The organism is Bacteroidales bacterium, assembly GCA_021157585.1.
Lineage (GTDB): Bacteria > Bacteroidota > Bacteroidia > Bacteroidales > UBA12170 > UBA12170.
Window position 1 is genome coordinate 1 of sequence record JAGGWH010000143.1, and the last position, 22230, is coordinate 22230.

Sequence of the window (22230 nt, forward strand, 5' to 3'; positions counted from 1 at the left end):
GTTACTTTTAACCTCTCCTCTTGACGCTCTATTTTTAAACGAATCATTCCATAACCATTCGTTCCAAGCCAAATAAATCCCTTTTTATCTTGATAAATTGTATATGTTGACTTAAAGTATTCACAAATTTCGTTTCCAACAATTTCTGACCAGCTAATAAGTTTCGATTTTTTTGTATCAAAAACATTAATCCCCTCTCCATCCGTTCCAACAAAAATCAGATCGTCTTGTCCTTTGCAAAGTGCAAATACAGCATTGTTAATTGAGCTGTTACTTTCATCGAAAATTTCATATTTTAATGGTTTGATGGAATTTAGATTGAATTTTGAAGGAAAGTGGAATAAGCCTTTTCCTTTTGTACCAATCCAAATAGATTTTCCTTCCTCTACTAAAAACGCCCTAACAATACCCCCTTCAATCTCGGGTACTTGTGCTTTCGAGATTAGGTTAAACGCCTTTCTAAGAGGGTACATTTTAAAGAGTCCGTCTCCATCAGTGCCCGTCCAAATTATATTTTCATTTCCTTGTAATAATGTAGTTATCTTTTGATTATTTAAGTACTTTAACCAGGATTTATTGCCAATATTTCCTGAGCTATCAATCATAAAATACCCTGATTTACTCAAGAGAACAATTCCTTCAGTAGTATATCCAGTGATATTTTGAACGTCCTTTTTATCTATCGTCACGTCACTATTATCCAATAGTGAATGTACTTTAACATCTCCTGTTATTAAAATGGTACAAATTTTCCGATTTGGCAGTATCCCGAATTCTCGAATATTTTCTGATATTATTTTATTTTCTGATATTATTAATTCACCACCATTTTTAGTGTCAAGGGTTAATAAAAAAAGTTCGTTGTTTTCGAATAACACCAATAATTCACCTTTTGATGTGAATTCCATATTTTTGACAGCTTTTGCTGGAAGTTTTTTGGTCTCTAATAATTTAAAATCAATGCCATCAAAGTACCCTATTCCCCAACCCTTAATAGCACAGAAAACCCTCTTTGAATTATCTAGAGTCATATTGAATTCCGATTCAGTTAAAGGAGATATTTTTTTTCTTGAAAAATAATAACGCTGAAACGTATTCGATTTTTTATCATAGCTATTAATCCCGTGTATTGTCAATATCCAAATACTACCGGCATTATCTTCATCTATTTTCAGTATTACCTGATTGGATAAACTTTTTTCATTATTCAGCTCCGGTCTGAAAATTTTGAAGTTACTCCCATCGTATCTGTTTAATCCATCCCAAGTGCCTATCCATAATAAATTTTCTGAATCCTGAAATATTGCATTAACCGAACTGTTTGAAAGCCCTTTGGTATTATCTAATTGTTCTATTGTATATTTTAAATCTAAAATTTTTGAAGTATCAAGCAATTCTTCAATAGTATTATTAGCACCTCCAAGCTCTATATCTAGTTTTAAGTCAGAACTTGAATTCTTTAAAACGGTTGAATCCTGCTCTCTTTCACAAGAAACAACAAATATGGCGGCGATTAGAATGCCAATAAAAAATCCTTTGTTTTTCAACCTGTATCTTTAATTACATTTTTATCAATCAAATTTATTTTCATGCTAACCGAATAGTAAGATTTCGGATTTCTTAACAATTAATCAGTATAAACCATTTATAGTAATCTACTATAACTAATATTGATTCGAAACACTCCACAGATAACCACTTGCTGTTTTTTTAATCATGTAAAAATAACAAAATTTATCGAAAATATATTAAAATATCAATCCCGTCCTAAACGATTAAAAAAAAGTAAAAAAAGAGAGTGAAAATTAAGTATCTCAAATTATCTTTGAGTTGAACAACAAAAAACCACTCTCTTATGACAAATATAACATTATTTGGACAAATTATTCAAAGATTAGACCGTTCAATTTTCAATAAACTTGTAAAGACTCACGATTCAGATAAGCATAATAAAGGATTTGATAGTTGGGCTCATTTAGTATCCATGCTTTTTTGTCATTTTGCAAAAAGTCAATCACTCCGAGATATAAGTAATGGTTTAAAATCAGCCACAGGAAATTTAAATCATTTAGGTAATGTACACCCTCCTTCTAAATCTAACCTTGGTTATCAAAACAAGAATAATAATTGGGAACTCTTTCAGGATTACTATTACAAGCTGTTAGAACATTTAGGACAGCAAGCAGGATTTAAGCAAGTTAAATTTAGAATTAAATCAAAAATATTTTTACTCGATTCAAGTACAGTTAGTTTATGCTTGTCTCTTTTTGATTGGGCAAAATACAAAACTAAAAAGGGTGCAATAAAAATGCATACTCTACTTGATTATGATGGTAATTTACCTGCTTATGTAAATATTACAGATGGTAAAACTGCCGATAATAAAGGGGCATATGAAATACCCTTATTAAAAGGAAGCGTTATTGTTGCAGATAGATTTTATAATGATTTTTCATTACTAAATGTTTGGGACAGCACAGGCGTATTTTACGTAATTAGGCATAAAGAAAACATTAAATTTCGGTCTGTTAAAGAAAAAGAACTTCCAGAAAATAGACATCAAAATTTATTGAAAGATGAAATTATTGAACTAACAGGATTACAATCAAAAAAGAAATACTCTAAAAAACTCAGAAGAGTGGCTATTTGGGATGAAAAAAATGAATAAGTAATAGAAGTTATTACAAACAATATGACTTGGTGCGCTAATACAATTAGCGAACTGTACAAAAGTAGATGGCAAATAGAAATATTTTTTAGGGAAATCAAACAACACATTAAATCATTTATTGGAACAAGCCAAAATGCAGTTATGATACAGATATGGACTGCTATGATAACAATTTTAATTTTGAAGTATTTAAAGCAATTGGCTAAATACAATTGGTATCTTTCAAATTTAGTGGCTTTTATTAGACTAAATTTATTTGTCAAAATTGATTTAATAAAATGGCTCAATGAACCTTTCTTAAAAAAGGAAAAACCACCAAACATTAATGCACAAGGGGTTCTTTTTCATTTTTGAAAACAATTAATGCTGTGCTTAAGGTATAGCGGCTAAAAATATTTTTGTAAATTTTATTTAGGACGGGATTTAAAACACATTTATTCTTAACTATTTAATACAATTACATTAAATAATTATCCCTACTTTTGCAAACTTTTTCGAGAACAAATACTATTAAAATACATTCAAATGATTACAATTGCAGATTTAAGAATTCAGTTTGGTAAAAGAGTCTTGTTTCAAGATGTAAATATGCAGTTTCAGCCAGGAAATTGCTATGGAGTTATTGGAGCAAACGGAGCTGGGAAATCAACTTTATTAAAAGCCATCTCCGGCGAAATTGATACCGCTGCCGGACATATCAGTTTAGGACCCGGTGAAAGACTCTCGGTCTTAAGTCAGGATCACTTTGCTTTCGACGAATTCTCAGTTCTGAATACTGTAATGAAAGGTCATGCTGAATTGTGGGATATTATGCAAACTAAAGATGCTTTATACGCAAAAGCAGACTTTACAGATGCTGATGGTATTAAAGCAGCCGAATTGGAAGAGAAATTTGCCGATATGGACGGTTGGAATGCAGAAAGCGATGCCGCTTCTCTTTTGAGCGATTTAGGAATTAAAGAAGAATTTCATTATACCTTAATGAAAGATATGAGCGGAAAACAAAAAGTAAGAGTATTATTGGCTCAAGCTCTTTTTGGCAAACCCGACAATCTTCTCCTCGATGAACCAACTAACGACCTCGACCTTGAAACAGTAATGTGGTTAGAAAATTACTTAGCCAATTATGAAAATACCGTTTTGGTTGTTTCGCACGATAGGCACTTTTTGGATACTATCAGTACACATACCGTTGATATCGACTTTGGCAAAGTACAACTCTTTGCAGGTAATTACAGCTTTTGGTATCACAGCAGTCAGTTAGCTCTTAAACAAGCTCAGATGCAAAACAAAAAAGCTGAGGATAAAAAGAAAGAGCTTCAGGAATTTATCCGACGTTTTAGTGCTAATGTTTCAAAATCTAAGCAAGCTACCAGTCGTAAAAAAATGATTGAAAAGCTTAATATTGAAGATATTCAACCTTCAACAAGAAAATACCCCGGGATAATATTTACTCCGGAACGCGAAGCAGGAGATAAAATCCTTGAAGTAAGCGGTTTAAGCGCAAGTATTGATGGTAAAATATTATTTAGAGATGTTGAATTCTATGCTAACAAAGGCGATAAAATTGCATTCCTATCAAAAGACCCACGCGCAATGACAGCTTTTTTTGAGATTATAAATGGAAAGCAAAAAGCAGATGACGGAATATACGAATGGGGACAAACCATTACTAAAGCATATCTCCCTGTAGATAATTCTCCATTTTTTAGAAATAAATTAAGCCTTTTCGATTGGCTCTGTCAATTTACCAACGATACAACTGATCTGTACATTAGAGGGTATTTAGGGAAGATGTTATTTGCAGGAGAAGATATTCATAAACAAGTAGATGTACTTTCCGGAGGAGAAAAAATCCGTTGTATGATTTCAAAAATGATGCTTGTAAACGCCAATGCATTAGTATTAGATACACCTACAAATCATCTCGACTTAGAATCTATTCAGGCATTCAATAATAACTTGGTAAAATACCCGGGTAATGTGTTTATGTCATCTCACGATCATGAGTTTATCCAATCTGTTTGTAATCGTATTATTGAACTCACACCAAACGGAATTATAGATAAACTAATGAATTACGATGACTATATTGTTGACGAAAAGATACAAGCACAAAGAGAAAAAATGTATCAAGTGTAATCTTCTAACTATAGCAGTCCGAAGATCATAAGAATAGATATAATTATCTCTTTATTATTTTTTCATGTCTACACTTTAACAATTCTTAAAGAATAAATATCATTTTTCATATTGATATAATCTATCTTTGTAACTTAATATTTTTTTTATGAGAAAATTCGACCAACTTAGTTTTTCAACTATTATTCCTGATGTTGTTTCGAGATATGCAAAAAATAATGCATTAGGATATGTTGACGAAGAGCCTATGACTTACGCACAAATGGGTAAGATGATAGGAGCTGTTAAAGCATTTTTGGAAACATCTGATATTAATCCCGACGACAAAGTAGTTATTTACAGTCAGAATATGCCCAATTGGGGCGTGGTTTACTTTGCTTTACAATGCATGGGGGTTGTTGCTGTACCGGTTTTACCCGACTTTAATTCTTTTGAATTACAAAATGTATTACAACATTCCGAAGCCAAAGCAATTTTTATTTCTAAAAGTTTAGAATTCAGATTAAAAGAAGTAAAAACGGATACTGTTGAAACAATTGTACGTATTGACAACTTCGACATTCTGAAATCAAAAAATAAGAATATTGTCTTTGATGAAAATATTCAAAGTTCCAAAACTTATTCTCCTGACGAAAATAAATTATCTGTACTGCTTTACACATCAGGGACTACCGGCGACTCCAAAGGCGTTATGCTATCGCAAAAAAACATACTTACAAATGCTTTTCAGTCAGACGGAATACAGGAAATACTTGAGGGCGACAAATTCCTATCTGTTTTACCACTGTCGCATACCTACGAAAATACTATAGGACTGATATTACCAATTTTAAAAGGAGCCAACGTAACTTACTTAAGCAAGCCTCCTGTTGCCAGTGTTTTATTACCTGCAATGCAAAAAGTGAAACCGGATATTATGCTCACCGTTCCTTTGATTATAGAGAAAGTATTCAAAGCCAGCGTTTTACCAACTATCCAGAAAAAAACTGCTACGCGACTTATGCATAAGTTTGCTCCTACTCGTAAATTAGTTTATAGAATAGCCGGAAAAAAACTATATCAAACTTTTGGCGGAAACCTTAAATTTTTTGGCATAGGAGGAGCAAAACTAGATCCCGTTGTAGAGCAATTTCTTCGCGATGCTAAATTTCCTTATGCTATTGGATACGGATTAACGGAAACTGCACCATTACTTGCAGGATCTAATCCAACTGAAACAAAATTTCAAGCCATAGGAACAAAAGTCGATAATCTTGAATTAATCATAAATAATCCTAATCCAAAAACCGGTGAAGGAGAAATTTGGGCTAAAGGTCCGAATGTGATGTTAGGATACTATAAAAATGAAGAAAAGACAAAAGAAGTATTAACCGAAGATGGCTGGTTTAAAACCGGAGACTTAGGTGTTTACGATAAAAAAGGAGTGCTTACTCATAAAGGGCGCTTAAAAAATATGATTGTAGGTGCAAATGGAGAAAATATCTATCCTGAAGAAATAGAATCTTTAATTAATAACTTTCGCTGTGTTGTAGAATCAATAGTTATAGAGCAAAAAGGCAAGCTCGTTGCTTTAGTTCATTTTGATAGAGAAGAGTTGGAAAAGAAGCTAAAAAGCATTAAAACAGACATCAGCCATAAAGTTGATGACAAATTTGATGAAATCTCAAAACGAGTAGACGAAACTATAAACGAATTAGCAAACGAACTTAAACAATACATTAATACAAGAGTAAATAAGATTTCCCGAATTCAGTCATTAATTATTCATCCGGAACCATTTATAAAAACAGCAACGAAAAAAATCAAACGTTATTTATATAAATAACCGACCTTACAAATAGTTAGAAATATAACTCATTAATTGTTCTGTTTTCAAGAATGAATTAGTGAGTTATACTAAGTTTAAGGGTTTCTTTAATATTAGCCGATTTAAAATCTATTAGATATATCCCTCTGCTAAACACTGACAAATCAATACGTTGCATAGAAGACCCCTTTTCTGCAAACCCTGACCACTGCTGCATTATACGTCCATTGATATCCATAACTCGAATTGTATAATCACCTTCTATCTCCAAATTAAAAAGCAAGTTCACAAAACCTTTTGCAGGATTTGGGAATAAACTAAACTGTGATTCCTCAACTATATCCTTAATATTAATCTTAGACATTTTTTGCTGTCTCAGTTCTTGTGAACCAAAAGTGATTAACATATCATTTCCATTCCAATCTTTCAAACTAAAACTTATAGGCTCTCCTTGATTGTTATTAACCATAACTTGATCCAGTTGCGAACCATTTTCAACAACCATACTCAAATCTTCGGCAGGTAATTCATCTGAATTTATTTCGACAGTTAAGATGCCATTGTTTATAGAATAATCAAAATCAAGAGCACTCCTATCCAACCAATAATCGCCAAAATCTTCAAAATTGTAAGTAATAACAGTTGATGGAATACTTTCCAATAAATTCTGTAAAGCCTCTAATTTCCAATCACGATTTGGTGAAATAAGTAATGTAGAAGAAGCATTATTTCTATCATTTCTCACTATTACATCTGTCCAAACATCTACAACTTCATCAATATTTGTTTCCTCTAACTTAATCCTTGTTGATGCATCCTTTATGGTTAACGGAATCTCTAAAACATTGGTTTGATTACCACTAAAAGCTCTATTAGTGCGTTGAAAATAAGGGAAATTAGTTAAGACATTATTTGCACTCATAGAAGAACTAAAAGCATAACCCAGATTATCCATTACATTAGCCAAATGATTATTAAAAGCTAAAGCACCTGCGCGAAAAGAACGAACATTTGCTCCAATATCGTTATTCAATAAATCGCGCGAAACTTCTAACTCTCCGTAAACAGTACCGCCCACGGTATAAGAACCGTTATAAAAAGGCTGATAAGAAAACTGTGTATTTCCAGGCTCTCCGGTAGGAAATACTGAAGTCTTGGCAAAATCGGGGAAATGACCAACAGAATGACTTCCGATAGTATGATTACGTTGAGGTAACTCCTGAATTATTTCAAAATTAGAAGCTTCATAATAAGCACTCATATAGCTATCCTTAAAATAATGAGTAGCCACAAAATAGTGAGTACTAATATCTTGAACAAATTCCCAATTAGAAAAAACATCCATAGTAGCAATAATCTTTCTACTATCTACATCGTGAGTAACCAAAAGAGTGGATGTTGATTCACCGGGGGAAGTATGTTTGTAAACCGACACTTCTTGATTTTCAGTAAATATTGCTCTTAACATTAGCATGAAAACATCGGTAGTCGGCTCAAAACCATTGGAATAAGAACGTTGAGCCTTATAATCTTTATTAAGCAAATTACGCAAAATCACATCTTTCCACTCTACTCCAAACGCATAGGCTTTTCCGTCGCCATAATTATTCCGACAAACGGCTATTTTACCATCCTCAAATGTAGCCATTGCCTGAGCATTTGCAATAGTATATCCACGAGTATAAATAGATTTATAATAGTTGGCATCTGCCAAAGGAAGAGTTCTTTCCAATGAATCATCAATCCATTTTAACTCATCAAAAGTATCATCTTCTGTCCAGTTTAATGTATAGCGATACCTATCTAATTTAGTAGTTTGAATACCAAATAAATCAAACAAATCGGTACTTTTAATAAAAGGAGCTATTAATATTCCACCCTCGGAAACCCATGTCTTCAGCTGATTAATTTCCTCACTACTCAAAGTTTCTTCTTTCAAAGCAGAAGTAATCAAAATAAAATCCATACTACAAGCTTCAGTTAATGAAGTAGTAACAGAAAATGGAATTCCTGCAACATCAGCCATTTGAAGAGTACTAGATAAATTTTCTTTATTTGTTTCCCCATTTCTATCGCAAATATCGAGTATAGCCAAACGATGAGTTTTAACTTCTACAGGTGGTTCTGAATTGTTTCCAATTCGTGTAATTAAAATATCGTTATCCTTCCAATTTTCAGATTGAAAAGTAAGAGCTTCGCCCGATAGATTAAGCAGAACAATACTTTCCAAGTTTTTCCCGTTGCTAATAACCAAACTTTGATTTTCGTCTATTGCAATATCATTTACAAATTGTATTTGAAGCTTATTTTCTGCTAAAGCATAATCAAAATCCAAATCACGACGTGCTAACCAATAATCGCCAAAGGCATCAAATTCAAATGGAATAACTGTAGATGGAATTTTGCTAACTAAGCCTTTAAGCGCATCTAATTTCCAGCCTCTATTTGGATGAATAAGCAAAATAGTTGGTGCGTTATTATCATCATTTTTGATTACAACATTGGCCCAATTTTCAACAGCATCATCAAAAGTCTCTTCAGATAATGGATGATTTTTTGATGCATCAGATATGGTTAAAGGTATCTCATAAACCTCTGTTGGCTCTCCACTATATGCACAATTAGTTCTTTGGCGATAAGGAAAATTCGTCAAGACATCATTAGCGCTATTCGTTGAATTAAAAGCATAACCCATATCCGACATCACATTAATCAGGCGCAAATTAAAAGCCAAATGACCCGCACGAAAAGAGCGAACATTTGCACCAATATCTGTATTAAGAAGATCTCGAGATACTTCTAATTCTCCTGTAACTGTACCTCCTGTTGTAGAGCCATCTTGATAAACGGGGTGGTAATTTTCTTTTGTATTTCCGGTCTCTCCTATCGGGAAAAGTGTTCTGTCGGCAAAATCAGGAAAATGACCTACAGAATGGCTACCTATTACATGTCCGTCTGCCAATAAATCTCTTAGCTTGGGTAAATCTTTTTCTTCGTAATAGTTAGACATTCGAGCATCTCTAAAATAATGAGTAGTCACAAAGTAATGTGCCTTTATCCCATTATTTGCTTCCCATTCTGAGAAATAAAACATAGAGTCTACACCTGTTTGACTATCCACATCGTGAGTTATCAGTAATGCTGATGTTGAATTTCCCGGAGAAGTGTGTTTATAGATAGCTACTTCTTGATTAGTTGTATATACCGCTCTCAAGAACAATAAAAACATATCAGTAGTTGGTTCAAAACCATTGGAATATGTACGATGAGCATTATAATCTTTATTCATTAAATTTTTTAAAATAATATCTCTTAAATCAAACCCCAAAGTATAGGCTTTTCCTTCTCCCAAATTATTTACTGTAATCGCAATAGAGTTATCTTCAAAAAAAGCTAAAGCAGATGCTTGTGAAACCGTATAAGCTCGCGTAGAAATAGATCGATAATATTCCGAATCGGCCAAAGGCAGCTCTTGTTCCAGCTCTTCATTCACCCATTTTAACTCAGGGTGATTAGAACTCATATCCCATCGCATCCAATAGCGATTTGTTTCCAGACTTGAAGAATTTATTCCAAAAAGATCAAAATAATTCTCACTACTAATAAATGGGGCAACTAAAATACCACCATCGTGAACATAATTAGTCAGTTGTTCAATTTCATCCAACTGCAAAGTTTCATCCTTTAGTGGAGAAGTTATCAAGACAAATGGATAAGTGTTAGCCTCGGTAGGATTAGTAGTTATTACATAAGGCATTCCGGCTACTTCTGCCATATGGATGGCACTTGCTAAATTTTCTTTATTGACCTCATTATTTCGTTCACATAAATCCAGTATAGCCAACTTATGACTTTGACCAAAACTAAATAGCGATAGAAACAAAAAAACTGTTTGAAGAGTGATGCGTTTCATTGTTTGGGTTTTTAATCTATAACGAAACTACAATACTGCTAATAAAGCTTCAAACAATAATACGTAAGAGAAGGTTTTAAATTTGTAAATGTGAATATTCCGTATGCTTTTGTAAAAGCAAGAAAATTAATAAGTTAACACTAACTTTATCAATAGCTATATTAAACCCTAATCACTCTCTCCCATATCAATATTATACCAATCAATTTTTCTTGAGAAATACATAACAATAGCCAAAATAACAAACAGTCCTATACTTCCAATCAAAAGGGCATAATCTTGAAGTTGAATTATTACAAAAATAAAACTGTATAAAATAAACAAGATACCTGAAATAAGGAAAGTTAAATTATTCGATTTTAGTATTGCTTTAACATAAGCAGTTATAAGAAGTAAAGTTGAAAAAGCGGAAAGAATAAATGCATAATTAAATTTCATATACTCCGATAATGCCAATAATAATGAAAAGAAAATAATTAACGAAAACCCAACTAAAATATATTGAACGGGATGAATAAATTTCTTATTCATTATCTCAACAAAAAAGAAGACCATAAAAGTAAGGGCAATAAAAAGAATTGCATACTTAATTGTTCTGGTAGATTTCTGATAATTGTCAACAGGAAGCAATAAATCAACGCCAAAATCTGAATCTTTCACAGAATATTGATTACCAACCCAAACTTGAGGGAAATTACGATTCAAATGTAAGATATTCCAATGCGCTTTAAATCCACTTTCGTCAATCGTTCTACTATCAGGCAAAAAGACACCATTAAAACTCGGATTGGTCCATTCAGATTCCAATTGTAAATCCGTCACTTTACCAACAGGAACAAAACGAAGTGCTTGGCTGCCTTTTAAATACAAAGTAAACGAAAAATCAAACGAAGATTCTTTATTCAAATCAATATTAATTTCTGCATTAATCCCGCTTTGCATAATATCGTGAGTAACAGTCCCCGGATTAAATAAAATAGTTTCGCTATTCCATTTCATATCTATTTGCTTTTCAATCCCTCGCAAATCATTTATTCCAATAGAAACAAATGCTTTATCAAACTGAATGTCATTCAAAGGTATATCCAAAGCCTTAAAATCCAAGGTGTTAAACCTTCCTGAAAAATTTATTTCTGAATTGTACACAACAACTTCATAAATACCTCTGTATCTTTTCTCGGGCTGAATAAATCCATCAATTTTTAAAATATCCGGTAAAAAATGGATATACTCTTTAAATTGAATAATCTTTTCTGTAGAATCCCTTTCAGAAAATTGTTTAACATAACGAGTATAAGGGACGGACAATATAGGTCCTGTTAATGTTTGTGCATTTCCCCATTTAGAGCTAACCTCCACAACAGCCTCTTTTTGTGTGTTCTCTCTCTCATAAATTAGATTCCCAATCATTGATGTTGGTATCAACAAAAGCAATGCAATAAAACCTATTAATAAAGTTTTTAATAATAAATTGTTTTTTAACTTACTCATGATTTTCTTTTATGTTGATTTCAATCATTTTAATTGAGTCTATACCTACTAAGGAATATCATCTACTTTGATTGAAATTATTCCTTATTTAATGAAATTGTTTAAAGTTAAAACTCTTTTTATACAGGCATAAAGATAAACATATTAGCTACCTAATTGAAAGAACTCCCCCATTTTTATTATCAGACTATAATAATAAATTATACGATTCATATTAAATCATAAATATTTCGTATATTTGACAACTATTCGTAAACATATTAATAATGTCAAATAATAACCAAAATATAAAATATCAACATATTCTTAGCGCAGGAAAAGAGTTATTCTGGAAGCATGGGATAAGGCGTGTATCGGTAGAAGAAATCTGCTCCCATGCAAAAGTTAGCAAAATGACTTTTTATAAATTTTTTAAGAACAAGCGCGAACTATCTCTTGAAATTTTAAAAAAGATTGTTGATTATAGACTAAAAAAATACGAAGCTGTTATTCATAAAGATTATGCCTTTACAGATAAGGTAGAAGACTTAATCAAAATGAAACTTGAGAGCACCAAAGATATTGGTCAGGAATTTATCGCTGATATATACCAAAATCGGGAATTAGGACTTATGCCCTATATGGAAGAGCAAATAAATAAATCTTTAGCTCTAACCATGGAGTTTTTATTGGATTCCCAAAAGAAAGGGTATATTCGACAAGATATAAAAGTAGATTTTATCCTTTATTATTTCAATCATATGCTACAAATGGCAAGTGATCCTGAACTGCTTTCAAAATACGAAAAACCACAAGATTTAATTATGGAAGCAACTGAATTCTTTTTTTATGGTATCGGAGCCAAACACTTAGACAAATGAAACGAGCTATACTCACTCTCCTATTCTTAACAACAGTATTCAGCCATTTTTTAAATGCTCAAGATACACTCATATTTAAAGGACAATTATCCGCTTGGTTAAATTACAATACCGAAAAGGATTTATCCTTTTGGACGGGAGCACGATATATTCCTCAATTAAACTATTTGTATTCAACAAAAAACAATCAACTTTTTGATGTAGAAGTTTCCGCAAATATTTTTGGGAGTCTCGGATCCAACATTTCAGATTCAACGTTTACCGATGGAGAAATAAAACCCTATCGTGCTTGGATGCGCTATTCGGGAAAACAATTCGAACTCAGAGCCGGACTTCAAAAAATAAACTTTGGATCTGCAATTATGTTTCGCCCTTTGATGTGGTTCGACGAAATGGATGCTCGAGATCCGCTAAATTTAACCGATGGTGTTTGGGGTATTTTAGGGCGCTACTATTTTTTAAATAATGCCAATATTTGGGCTTGGATGCTTTATGGAAATGAAGATCCACGTGCTTGGGAAATAGCTCAAAGGAATAAAGATTATCCGGAATACGGGGGAAGGATACAGTTTCCCTTAATGGAAAGTGAAATAGGTTTAACTTTCCACCATCAAACAATTGATATGAGCTCATTAATGGGAACAACACTACCATTAACAGCCGTTGCAGAAAATAAGATGGGCTTCGATATTAAAATAGATTGGCATATAGGTCTGTGGCTTGAGGGCTCTTGGGCAAATAAAAATGCAAATCTTGGAATGCTTACAAATCAAGAAATGATAACACTGGGAGCAGATTATACTTTTGGGATTGGAAATGGCTTGTATTTAGCTCTAGAATATTTCACCGCTGCCAATGATACTAAGGCTTTTGAATTTAAAGACCCTATCCATTTTTTAGCCACTTCAATAAATTATCCGGTTGGACTATTCGACAATGTGAACGCTATATTTTATTACGATAGCGCCAATAACACGGTCTATAATTTTTTTAATTGGCAAAAGAAATTAAACTCTATAAGTATTAACATAATGGCTTATTGGAATCCGATAAGCTCAACACTACCCACTGCCGGAGGGACAAATAACCTTTACGGCGGAAAAGGAATACAACTGATGCTAGTTTTTAATCATTAAAAATGGAATTATAAAGTCTTAGCGTATACAATTAATTTTCTGTGGACATTAAAACAAAATACAATGGAAATAATCAAAATTGAAGGAATGACTAAACGCTTCCCCGTTGGAAACGGAGAATTTACGGCTTTAAAAAATATTGATTTATCAATTACCGAAGGCGAATTTCTTGGTTTAGTCGGGCCTAGCGGTTCGGGAAAAACAACTTTACTAAATATTATAGGATCACTCGATACACCTTCTGAAGGAAGTGCCACCGTTATTGGTCAAAATGTAGCAACACTTAGTCATAAACAATCGGCTTTGCTACGAAATATTCATCTTGGTTTTATTTTTCAAACCTATAATTTATTGCCTGTTTACACGGTTTACGAAAATGTGGAATTTGCTTTGTTGTTACAGAATATGAGTAGCTCAGACCGTAAAAAAGCAGTTATGGAAGCTTTAGAATGGGTCGGACTTACAGATAAAATAAAATCAAAACCGGCTATGCTTTCCGGAGGCGAAAGTCAGCGCGTTGCCATTGCTCGTGCTATGGTTAAAAAACCAAAAATCGTTTTAGCCGATGAACCCACTGCTAACCTTGATTCTAAAAACTCTCATAACATCTTACAAACAATGCTCAAGCTAAATGAAGAGTTTAAAACTACATTTATCTTTGCTACACACGATGAAAAAGTGATGAAGTATCTTAAACGTAAAATCTCTTTGGCCGATGGAAAAGTGATAGCCGATGAAATGATGCAGCTTGAAAAAAGCTTTTCATAATCAATAGAAATCTTTTAAATAAAGAGATATGTTAGCCATAAAACTAGCTTTTAGAAACTTAATGGGTGCCGGACTTCGTACTTGGCTCAACGTCGTTGTATTATCCTTTGCTTTTGTACTTATCATTTTTTATAATGGTATGATGGACGGTTGGAACAGACAAGCCCGAAACGATACTCAAGACTGGGAAATAGGAAATGGTCAGTTTTGGAGTCCATCCTACGACAAATTTGATCCGTATACAATAGCGGACTCACATACTGAAATCTCAGATGAAGTTCAACAACTAATAAAAGAAGATAAGGTAACACCTATATTAATTCGGCAGGTAACTATTTATCCTCAGGGTCGTTTGATGGGAGCATTGCTTAAAGGTGTTGATCCAAACCAACAGATTTTGGAATTACCTACAGCCGATATCCAAAATTCGCAAAATAAATACGCTGCCATTATTGGTGAAGAAATGGCAAAAACTACAAAACTAAAAGTTGGAGATCAGCTACTTGTGCGCTGGCGCGATAAAAATGGAACTTTTGACGCACTCGATATAGAAATCGTTTCCATTTTCAGTTGCAATGTTCCACATGTTGAAAACGGAACAATTTATATGAATATTGAAGTCGTACAGGAAATGACCGATTTGCAAAATCAGGCTACGATGCTAATTACAAATCGTGATTACGAAAATACAAAACTCGACGGATGGAAATTCAAAGACTTAGATTTCTTACTGGCCGAATTTAACAGAATTATAGAATCGAAAAAAAGCGGAGGAATGGTACTCCAAGCAATACTACTTCTTTTAGCTTTATTGGCGGTATTTGATACGCAAGTACTTTCCATATTTCGTCGTCAGAAAGAAATAGGCACCTATATAGCTTTAGGTTTAACAAGAACAAAGATAGTGGGTATTTTTACTGTTGAAGGAGCAGCACATAGCATTTTGGCTGCTATTGTAGGTGCCATTTACGGAATCCCTCTATTTATTTATTTAAGCAAAGTAGGTATCTATTACGGAGATATTGCAAAGTCTTCCGGCTTAACAATGGCAGAAACTTTATATCCCTATTACAGTGCGGGCTTAATTATTACCAGCGTAATAATTGTTATTATTTCCTCAACTATAGTAAGTTATTTGCCTGCACATAAAATCTCAAAAATGAATCCAACCCAAGCTTTAAAAGGAAAAATACAATGATAAAATTTTTATTAAAAGGAATTTTAAGAGACCGTAGTAGAAGTTTGCTTCCAATTATAGTGGTCTCCTTAGGCGTTTTTCTAACGATAGTGATGAGTGCTTGGATGAAAGGTATTTTTACCGACATGATTAATATGAATGCAAATTTCACCACAGGTCATGTAAAGGTGATGACTCGCGCTTATGCCGAAAATGTTAATCAAATGCCCTTAGATTTAGCCTTATTGAATATAGATGAGCTAATCCAAAATTTAGAGAATGATTATCCCAATATAGATTGGGTTCCTCGAATTAACTTTGGTGGTTTACTGGATGTTCCCGATGAAAATGGTGAAACAAGAGCTCAGGGACCGGCGGCAGGTAAAGCCATCGACTTCTTTCATAACCCGAAAGAAGTAGAAAGGATGAATATTCTTAAATCATTAGTAAAAGGTGATATTCCCAAGAAACCGGGCGAAGCAATAATAAGTTATGAATTCGCAAAAAAATTCGGAGTAAAACTTGGAGAGAAAGTAACTCTCTTTGGCTCTACTATGAACGGGAGTATGCTTTTCAAAACTTTTACCGTTTGCGGAACTATTCGCTTTGGAATGACAATGCTTGATAGAGGAGCAATTTTGGTTGACATAAGCGATGCTCAGCTTGCCTTGGATATGGAAAATGGTTCAACGGAAATATTAGGCTATCTTAATGATGGAATATATGATAAAGAAAAAGTTGACGCAATAGCAGATTCCTTCAATTCAAAATACAGTAAAGCAAACGATGAATTTTCACCTCAAATGCATAAACTGGAGGAACAATCAGGATTAGGAGACTATCTGAGAATGGCCGATAATATGATTGGAATGATGATTACATTTTTTGTTATAGCTATGTCGATAGTACTCTGGAATACAGGTCTATTGGGAGGATTACGACGCTATACCGAATATGGAGTACGTTTGGCTTTAGGAGAAGAAAAAGGTCATATTTATAAAACTATGATTTACGAAGCCATTTTAATTGGAATAATCGGTTCAATAATAGGAACGATATTAGGAATAGGAATGGCCTACTATTTACAAGAAGTGGGACTCGATTTTAGTGAAATGACAAGAACGGTAAGTATGATGCTACCCGCAGTTTACAGAGCAACTATCTTTCCCGAATTATTTTATATTGGATTTATTCCCGGACTTATAGCTATGGTATCAGGAAATGCGCTGGCAGGCTTTGCCATTTATAAAAGGAAGACCGCAAAACTATTTAAAGAACTTGAGGTTTAAAGATGATTTGAGAATGAAGAATGAATAATGAAAAGTGAAGAGTGAAGAGTGAAGAGTGAAGAGTGAAGAGTGAAGAGTGAAGAATGAAGAGTGAAGAGTGAAGAATACAGAACAGCGGCAATTAAAAATAATTAGAAAAAAAATCAACAATGAAAAGAATAAAATATCTAACCATACTACTAATGATTACATCGGCTACTTACGCCCAAAATGCTGATCAAATTTTAGAAAAAGTAGATGAGAATATGTCATCCAAAAACAGGATAGTAGAATCAGAAATGATTATTCATGGCAAACGTAATAGTCGTACCATTACTTCTCTTTCGTATTCCGTTGGTGACAAAAAATCCTTTACAGAGTATTTATCTCCGGCACGAGAACGAGGAACAAAGATGCTTAAGCTAGAAAATAAGCTTTGGATTTATTCACCTTCAACCGACAGAATCATACAAATTTCCGGACATATGCTGCGCCAATCATTAATGGGCTCCGATTTATCTTACGAAGATATGATGGACGATCGCAAACTAACCGAAGTTTATACGGCAACAGTGATTGGACAAGAAAGTATTGATGGGCGAAAATGTTATATCCTCGAACTAAAAGCCAAGGTAGTTGACATTGCTTATCACACACGAAAAATGTGGATAGATACTGAGCGTTATATCCCACTTAAAGAAGATTTATTTGCAAAAAGCGGTAAACTTCTTAAGCAAACCACCTTCTCTAATGTGAAAAAAGTTCAAGGGCGATGGTTTCCAACAGCAATGGTATACAAAGATATGCTCAAGCAAGGAGATGGTACAGAATTTATTGTTACCGGTATAAAATTCAATCAGGAAATTCAGGAGTATATTTTTACTAAAGCGGCATTAAAACAGTAAAATATTATTTGCTCAAAATTAGTTTCTTCGTAATTACTGTATTTCCATCAGAGATAAGCTTAACAAAGTAAACTCCCGCCGGAAAACTATGAGCATCCCAAACTATTGAAGCCTCCCCTTTTGGGATAGAAATTACATTCACTTTCTTACCATTTATATTATAAATTTCAATTTTGGCATCCTCCACCACATTTTGAAAAAATAAAGTAGTAGACTCTTTAAATGGATTTGGATAAATAGAGAAAGTTAAGTCAAAGAAATTCAAATCATCAAGTCCTGAAATTACAGTCGGAGTAATTTTCATTGCCACAGGCCGATGGTCAGAAACATTGGCTTCATATGTTCCCCAACCTCCCATATAATCCTCAATTTTAATAGTCTGAACATCACTAGCAGGGTCGTAATTTTCAAAAAGCTCATTCGTAACCAATAAATGATCGATATGCGAAGGCCACTTTGGATAAGACCATTTAGAAGGATCATCACTTAAAGCTAGATCCGTATCCGCAAAGTAATAATTAGACGAATCATCAAAGAAAAGTTGAAATACATTATTAGAAGCATTATCAGTTAAAATATCATTGAGATCACCCAAAACAATTACCTTCTCATTCGGAAAATTAGAATCGATATATTCTTTTAATAAACGACTAGCTTCATAGCGACGGCTCTCTTCATCTCCGGAATCATTTAAATTTAAAATCCCATCTCCACAACATTTATAATGATTGTTGATAATAACGTATTTTTCATCTTTATACTTCATTTCCATCACCATAGGAGCTCGTGGAAGAGCATTCCAATAAGAAGAAGTAGTGTAAATCTCATAAATATCGATAATCTCTATTACGTCCTTTTTATAGATATAAGCCAACTCTAAACCACCATAATAACCCGATTTAAAGTAGCCATCGTAATCTTCTAAATTATCTAACAACTGCTTAAATGCATTAGTATCATTTATCTCTTGTACCGCTAATACATCAACATCTAAGGCTTCAATTATCTGTGTTACGTAATCAATAGTTTGCTGCCCATTCGTAGGGAACCACTCAAGATTCCAAGTTAGAACTTCAAGAGTAGACTCTGTTCCAAAATTTAGGTCTTCAATAGTTTGAGCCGACAATGAAAAAACAGATAGAAATAGTATTAAAGAGCTTAAAAGTATCTTCATTAATATGTATGATTAAAGTTTTTAGAGTGGCAAAGATAGAATGATTTCAGTATGCCCTATGTCTTTTAAAAAATATTAATCTACACAAATGCTACTACATTCGGATTATTAAAATTCTCTATTAGAATTTTCCTCACACGTTCTTGCCACAGTTTTCTAAATTCAGACTTCTCATTATCTGATGCTGTATTGGCAATCAACTTTTGCATCAAAGCTTGTTGTGATGGCTCGGGAGGCACAACAGTATTGTAATTTAAGTCTACTGATTTTCCTGTATCTAATCGCGTAAAACGGAACTGACCTCTAATATCGGCATCAAACTCTAACAAAGAATGACGCACAAAATTTCCATTTATTCCTTTAAACCCACTTTCTTTTGTAGCTCCGGTTATTTGCGTAATTACATTGGAAATAACGCCAGTAACTCCATCAGTTAGCGAGTCTTTTATCTCAATTTTTATTCCTCCCCTTTCAGGAATAGAATTAGGATATAAAGCTTCCAAAGCTTTATAAGTAACCAAATAAGCTCCTGCAATAGTCGGACAACTATGACCGGCCAACTTTACGGCATCTAAATAATTAAACTCAACAATTCCATTTTCCATTGCACCTAAAAAATTGGCTAATGAATCTGATAATTGGATACTGGGAACTTGATCAAAAAAAACGGGATATTTCATAAAAAAATAATTTTCAAATATTATTTTCAAAGAAACTAAAAATTGGCATACTATTAAACTCGAGAAAGTTAATAATTTGTTAGCTTTGTTTAAAAACAAATAACCCACAAATCTTATGACAAATATCTTTAAAACAAAACCTTTAATTATTGCCTTAATAGCAATTAGTTCTGCATTTACGGCTTGTAACAATTCAAAAAATATGAATATTATCCCACCTGTGGCAAAAATTATTCCACACGAAATGACAATCCACAACGACACTAGAGTGGATAATTACTACTGGCTTAACCAAAGAGAAAATCCTGAAGTTGTTCAATATTTAACAGATGAAAATACCTATACCGACGCTATTTTAAAGCATACAGAAGAATTTCAAACTAAGTTATACAATGAAATATTAGGTCGTATAAAACAAGATGATAATTCTGTTCCTTATTTTAAAAACGAATATTGGTATTATACTCGCTATGAAGAAGGAAAAGAATACCCAATTTATTGTCGGAAGTTTAAAAGCCTTGATGCAGATGAACAAATTATGCTTAATGTAAATAAGCTGGCAGAAGGTTATGCATATTATGCTGCTTCCGGCTTAAGTGTTAGCGACGATAATAAAATCCTTTCTTTTGGAGAAGATACTGTTAGTCGTAGAAAATATACCATTCGATTTTTAAATTTAGAAACCGGTGAGTTTTTAGCCGATAAAATTGGAAATACTACCGGCCGCGCTGTTTGGGCTGCCGATAATAAAACAGTTTTTTTCTCAACCAAAGACGAATCTTTACGTTCTGCTAAGATTATTAAATATCGCTTAGGCGATAATAATAAAACCAGTGAGGTTTTCGTAGAAGAAGACCCCACTTTTAACACTTTTATTTATCGTACAAAAACAAATAAATTCTTGATTATAGGATCGAGCTCTACTGTTTCTACCGAATACCGTATTTTGGAAGCCAATAATCCTAATGGCGACTTCCGTATTTTTCAAGAGCGCGAAAGGGATTTAGAATATAGCATTACTCATTTTAAAAACAAGTTTTATATAGTAACCAATTTGGAAGCAAAAAACTTCCGTTTGATGGAAACATCAGAAAAGAAAACTGGAAAAGAAAACTGGAAAGAAGTAATTGCTCATCGCGATGATGTTATGCTTTTAGGAATAGAAGTTTTTAATAATTTTATGGCTGTTGAAGAAAAAGAAAACGGCTTAACAAATATCAGAATCATTAATAATAAAACAAAAGAAGAGCATTATATCGACTTTGGCGAAGAAACTTATACCGCCGGCATAAGTTACAATCCCGATTTTGCCACTGACAAGCTGCGTTATAGCTACTCATCACTTACTACACCGTCTTCTACCATTGATTATAATATGAAGACTCAAGTAAAAGAAATTAAAAAACAGCAAGAAGTTTTAGGCGATTTCTCCCCTGAAAATTACGAAGCTAAACGTGTTTGGGCAACAGCTAAAGATGGTACTAAAGTACCTATTTCATTGGTATACAGAAAAGACATTAATCCAAAAGACGACAATCCTTTATTAATATATGGATATGGATCTTACGGATATTCTATGGACGATTATTTCAGTTCAGCACGTTTAAGTCTGCTCGATCGCGGATTTATTTATGCCATTGCTCATATTCGTGGAGGACAAGAAATGGGACGCTATTGGTATGAAGAAGGTAAAATGTTTAATAAGATGAATACGTTTACCGATTTTAATGCTTGCGCCGAATATTTAATTTCTGAGAATTACACTTCTCCAAAACATTTGTTTGCAATGGGTGGAAGTGCCGGAGGACTCTTAATGGGAGCTATTATCAATCTTCAACCAGAACTTTATAAAGGTGTGATTGCAGCTGTTCCATTTGTAGATGTTGTTACCACTATGCTCGACGAAAGTATTCCGCTAACAACCGGAGAATTTGACGAATGGGGAAACCCAAAAAACAAAGATTCTTACGAATATATGTTAAGCTATTCTCCTTACGATCAGGTAGAAGCAAAAGATTATCCCAACTTACTTGTTACAACAGGATTACATGATTCTCAAGTTCAATATTGGGAACCGGCCAAATGGGTTGCAAAACTAAGAGCTATGAAAACGGATGATAATATCCTACTCCTTAAAACCAATATGGACTTTGGACATGGTGGTGCATCCGGTCGTTTTGAACGTTTAAAAGAAGTAGCTTTAGAATATGCTTTTATCTTTGATTTAATTGGGATAAC

General features: G+C 33.4%; 14 protein-coding genes and 1 pseudogene. 10 read left to right on the top strand and 5 right to left on the bottom strand.

Annotated features, from left to right (window positions below; all coding sequences use genetic code 11):
* On the bottom strand, window positions 1-1547 hold a 1547-nt coding region (locus J7K39_09940), incomplete at its 3' end, for a hypothetical protein (GenBank protein ID MCD6180210.1).
* A gap of 308 nt (window positions 1548-1855) precedes the next feature.
* Here J7K39_09940 and J7K39_09945 point away from each other — a divergent pair.
* The 3 genes and pseudogenes from J7K39_09945 (at window position 1856) to J7K39_09955 (ending at window position 6638) form a co-directional block, all read left to right on the top strand.
* Window positions 1856-3025, top strand: a pseudogene (locus J7K39_09945) (IS4 family transposase).
* A 171-nt stretch (window positions 3026-3196) separates the two neighbouring features.
* Window positions 3197-4813, top strand: a complete 1617-nt coding sequence (locus J7K39_09950) for an ATP-binding cassette domain-containing protein (protein MCD6180211.1) — start codon at window positions 3197-3199, stop codon at window positions 4811-4813.
* Window positions 4814-4961: 148 nt separating this feature from the next.
* Window positions 4962-6638: an AMP-binding protein gene (locus tag J7K39_09955; protein MCD6180212.1), complete on the top strand. Its 1677-nt coding sequence runs from the start codon at window positions 4962-4964 to the stop codon at window positions 6636-6638.
* Window positions 6639-6696: 58 nt separating this feature from the next.
* On the opposite strand, the gene J7K39_09960 is transcribed toward J7K39_09955, so the two are convergent.
* Window positions 6697-10533, bottom strand: coding sequence for a T9SS type A sorting domain-containing protein (locus tag J7K39_09960; GenBank protein ID MCD6180213.1), 3837 nt, complete (start codon window positions 10531-10533; stop codon window positions 6697-6699).
* A 168-nt stretch (window positions 10534-10701) separates the two neighbouring features.
* Window positions 10702-12024, bottom strand: coding sequence for a cell envelope integrity protein CreD (creD, locus tag J7K39_09965; protein ID MCD6180214.1), 1323 nt, complete (start codon window positions 12022-12024; stop codon window positions 10702-10704).
* Window positions 12025-12290: 266 nt separating this feature from the next.
* On the opposite strand from creD, the gene J7K39_09970 reads away from it, so the two are divergent.
* The 6 genes from J7K39_09970 (at window position 12291) to J7K39_09995 (ending at window position 18138) form a co-directional block, all read left to right on the top strand.
* Window positions 12291-12884, top strand: a complete 594-nt coding sequence (locus J7K39_09970) for a TetR/AcrR family transcriptional regulator (GenBank protein ID MCD6180215.1) — start codon at window positions 12291-12293, stop codon at window positions 12882-12884.
* On the top strand, window positions 12881-14020 hold the full coding sequence (locus tag J7K39_09975; GenBank protein MCD6180216.1) for a hypothetical protein: 1140 nt from the start codon (window positions 12881-12883) through the stop codon (window positions 14018-14020). Before J7K39_09970 ends, J7K39_09975 begins: the two co-directional genes overlap by 4 nt.
* Before the next feature lie 63 nt (window positions 14021-14083).
* Window positions 14084-14788 carry an ABC transporter ATP-binding protein gene (locus J7K39_09980; protein ID MCD6180217.1) on the top strand — a complete coding sequence of 235 codons (705 nt, stop codon included), beginning with the start codon at window positions 14084-14086 and terminating at the stop codon, window positions 14786-14788.
* Window positions 14789-14816: 28 nt separating this feature from the next.
* Window positions 14817-15986, top strand: coding sequence for an FtsX-like permease family protein (locus J7K39_09985; protein MCD6180218.1), 1170 nt, complete (start codon window positions 14817-14819; stop codon window positions 15984-15986).
* A complete protein-coding gene (locus tag J7K39_09990; GenBank protein MCD6180219.1) occupies window positions 15983-17254 on the top strand; it encodes an ABC transporter permease in 1272 nt (423 codons plus the stop codon). The genes J7K39_09985 and J7K39_09990 overlap by 4 nt, the downstream gene beginning before the upstream one ends.
* 149 nt (window positions 17255-17403) lie before the next feature.
* Complete coding sequence (locus tag J7K39_09995) at window positions 17404-18138, top strand: outer membrane lipoprotein-sorting protein (protein ID MCD6180220.1); 735 nt, start codon at window positions 17404-17406, stop codon at window positions 18136-18138.
* Window positions 18139-18142: 4 nt separating this feature from the next.
* Here J7K39_09995 and J7K39_10000 read toward each other — a convergent pair whose 3' ends face one another.
* Window positions 18143-19312, bottom strand: a complete 1170-nt coding sequence (locus J7K39_10000) for a T9SS type A sorting domain-containing protein (GenBank protein ID MCD6180221.1) — start codon at window positions 19310-19312, stop codon at window positions 18143-18145.
* Window positions 19313-19392: 80 nt separating this feature from the next.
* Window positions 19393-19992, bottom strand: a complete 600-nt coding sequence (locus tag J7K39_10005) for a hypothetical protein (GenBank protein ID MCD6180222.1) — start codon at window positions 19990-19992, stop codon at window positions 19393-19395.
* Window positions 19993-20107: 115 nt separating this feature from the next.
* Here J7K39_10005 and J7K39_10010 point away from each other — a divergent pair.
* On the top strand, window positions 20108-22230 hold a 2123-nt coding region (locus J7K39_10010; protein ID MCD6180223.1), incomplete at its 3' end, for a S9 family peptidase.

Excerpts from the sequence above, each read along its gene's own strand:
- J7K39_09970 (MCD6180215.1), top strand. The coding sequence starts at position 12,291 with ATGTCAAATAATAACCAAAATATAAAATATCAACATATTCTTAGCGCA.
- J7K39_09985 (MCD6180218.1), top strand. The coding sequence starts at position 14,817 with ATGTTAGCCATAAAACTAGCTTTTAGAAACTTAATGGGTGCCGGACTT.
- J7K39_09955 (MCD6180212.1), top strand. The coding sequence starts at position 4,962 with ATGAGAAAATTCGACCAACTTAGTTTTTCAACTATTATTCCTGATGTT.
- J7K39_10000 (MCD6180221.1), bottom strand. The coding sequence starts at position 19,312 with ATGAAGATACTTTTAAGCTCTTTAATACTATTTCTATCTGTTTTTTCA.
- J7K39_09980 (MCD6180217.1), top strand. The coding sequence starts at position 14,084 with ATGGAAATAATCAAAATTGAAGGAATGACTAAACGCTTCCCCGTTGGA.
- creD (MCD6180214.1), bottom strand. The coding sequence starts at position 12,024 with ATGAGTAAGTTAAAAAACAATTTATTATTAAAAACTTTATTAATAGGT.
- J7K39_09960 (MCD6180213.1), bottom strand. The coding sequence starts at position 10,533 with ATGAAACGCATCACTCTTCAAACAGTTTTTTTGTTTCTATCGCTATTT.
- J7K39_10005 (MCD6180222.1), bottom strand. The coding sequence starts at position 19,992 with ATGAAATATCCCGTTTTTTTTGATCAAGTTCCCAGTATCCAATTATCA.
- J7K39_09975 (MCD6180216.1), top strand. The coding sequence starts at position 12,881 with ATGAAACGAGCTATACTCACTCTCCTATTCTTAACAACAGTATTCAGC.
- J7K39_09990 (MCD6180219.1), top strand. The coding sequence starts at position 15,983 with ATGATAAAATTTTTATTAAAAGGAATTTTAAGAGACCGTAGTAGAAGT.
- J7K39_09995 (MCD6180220.1), top strand. The coding sequence starts at position 17,404 with ATGAAAAGAATAAAATATCTAACCATACTACTAATGATTACATCGGCT.
- J7K39_09950 (MCD6180211.1), top strand. The coding sequence starts at position 3,197 with ATGATTACAATTGCAGATTTAAGAATTCAGTTTGGTAAAAGAGTCTTG.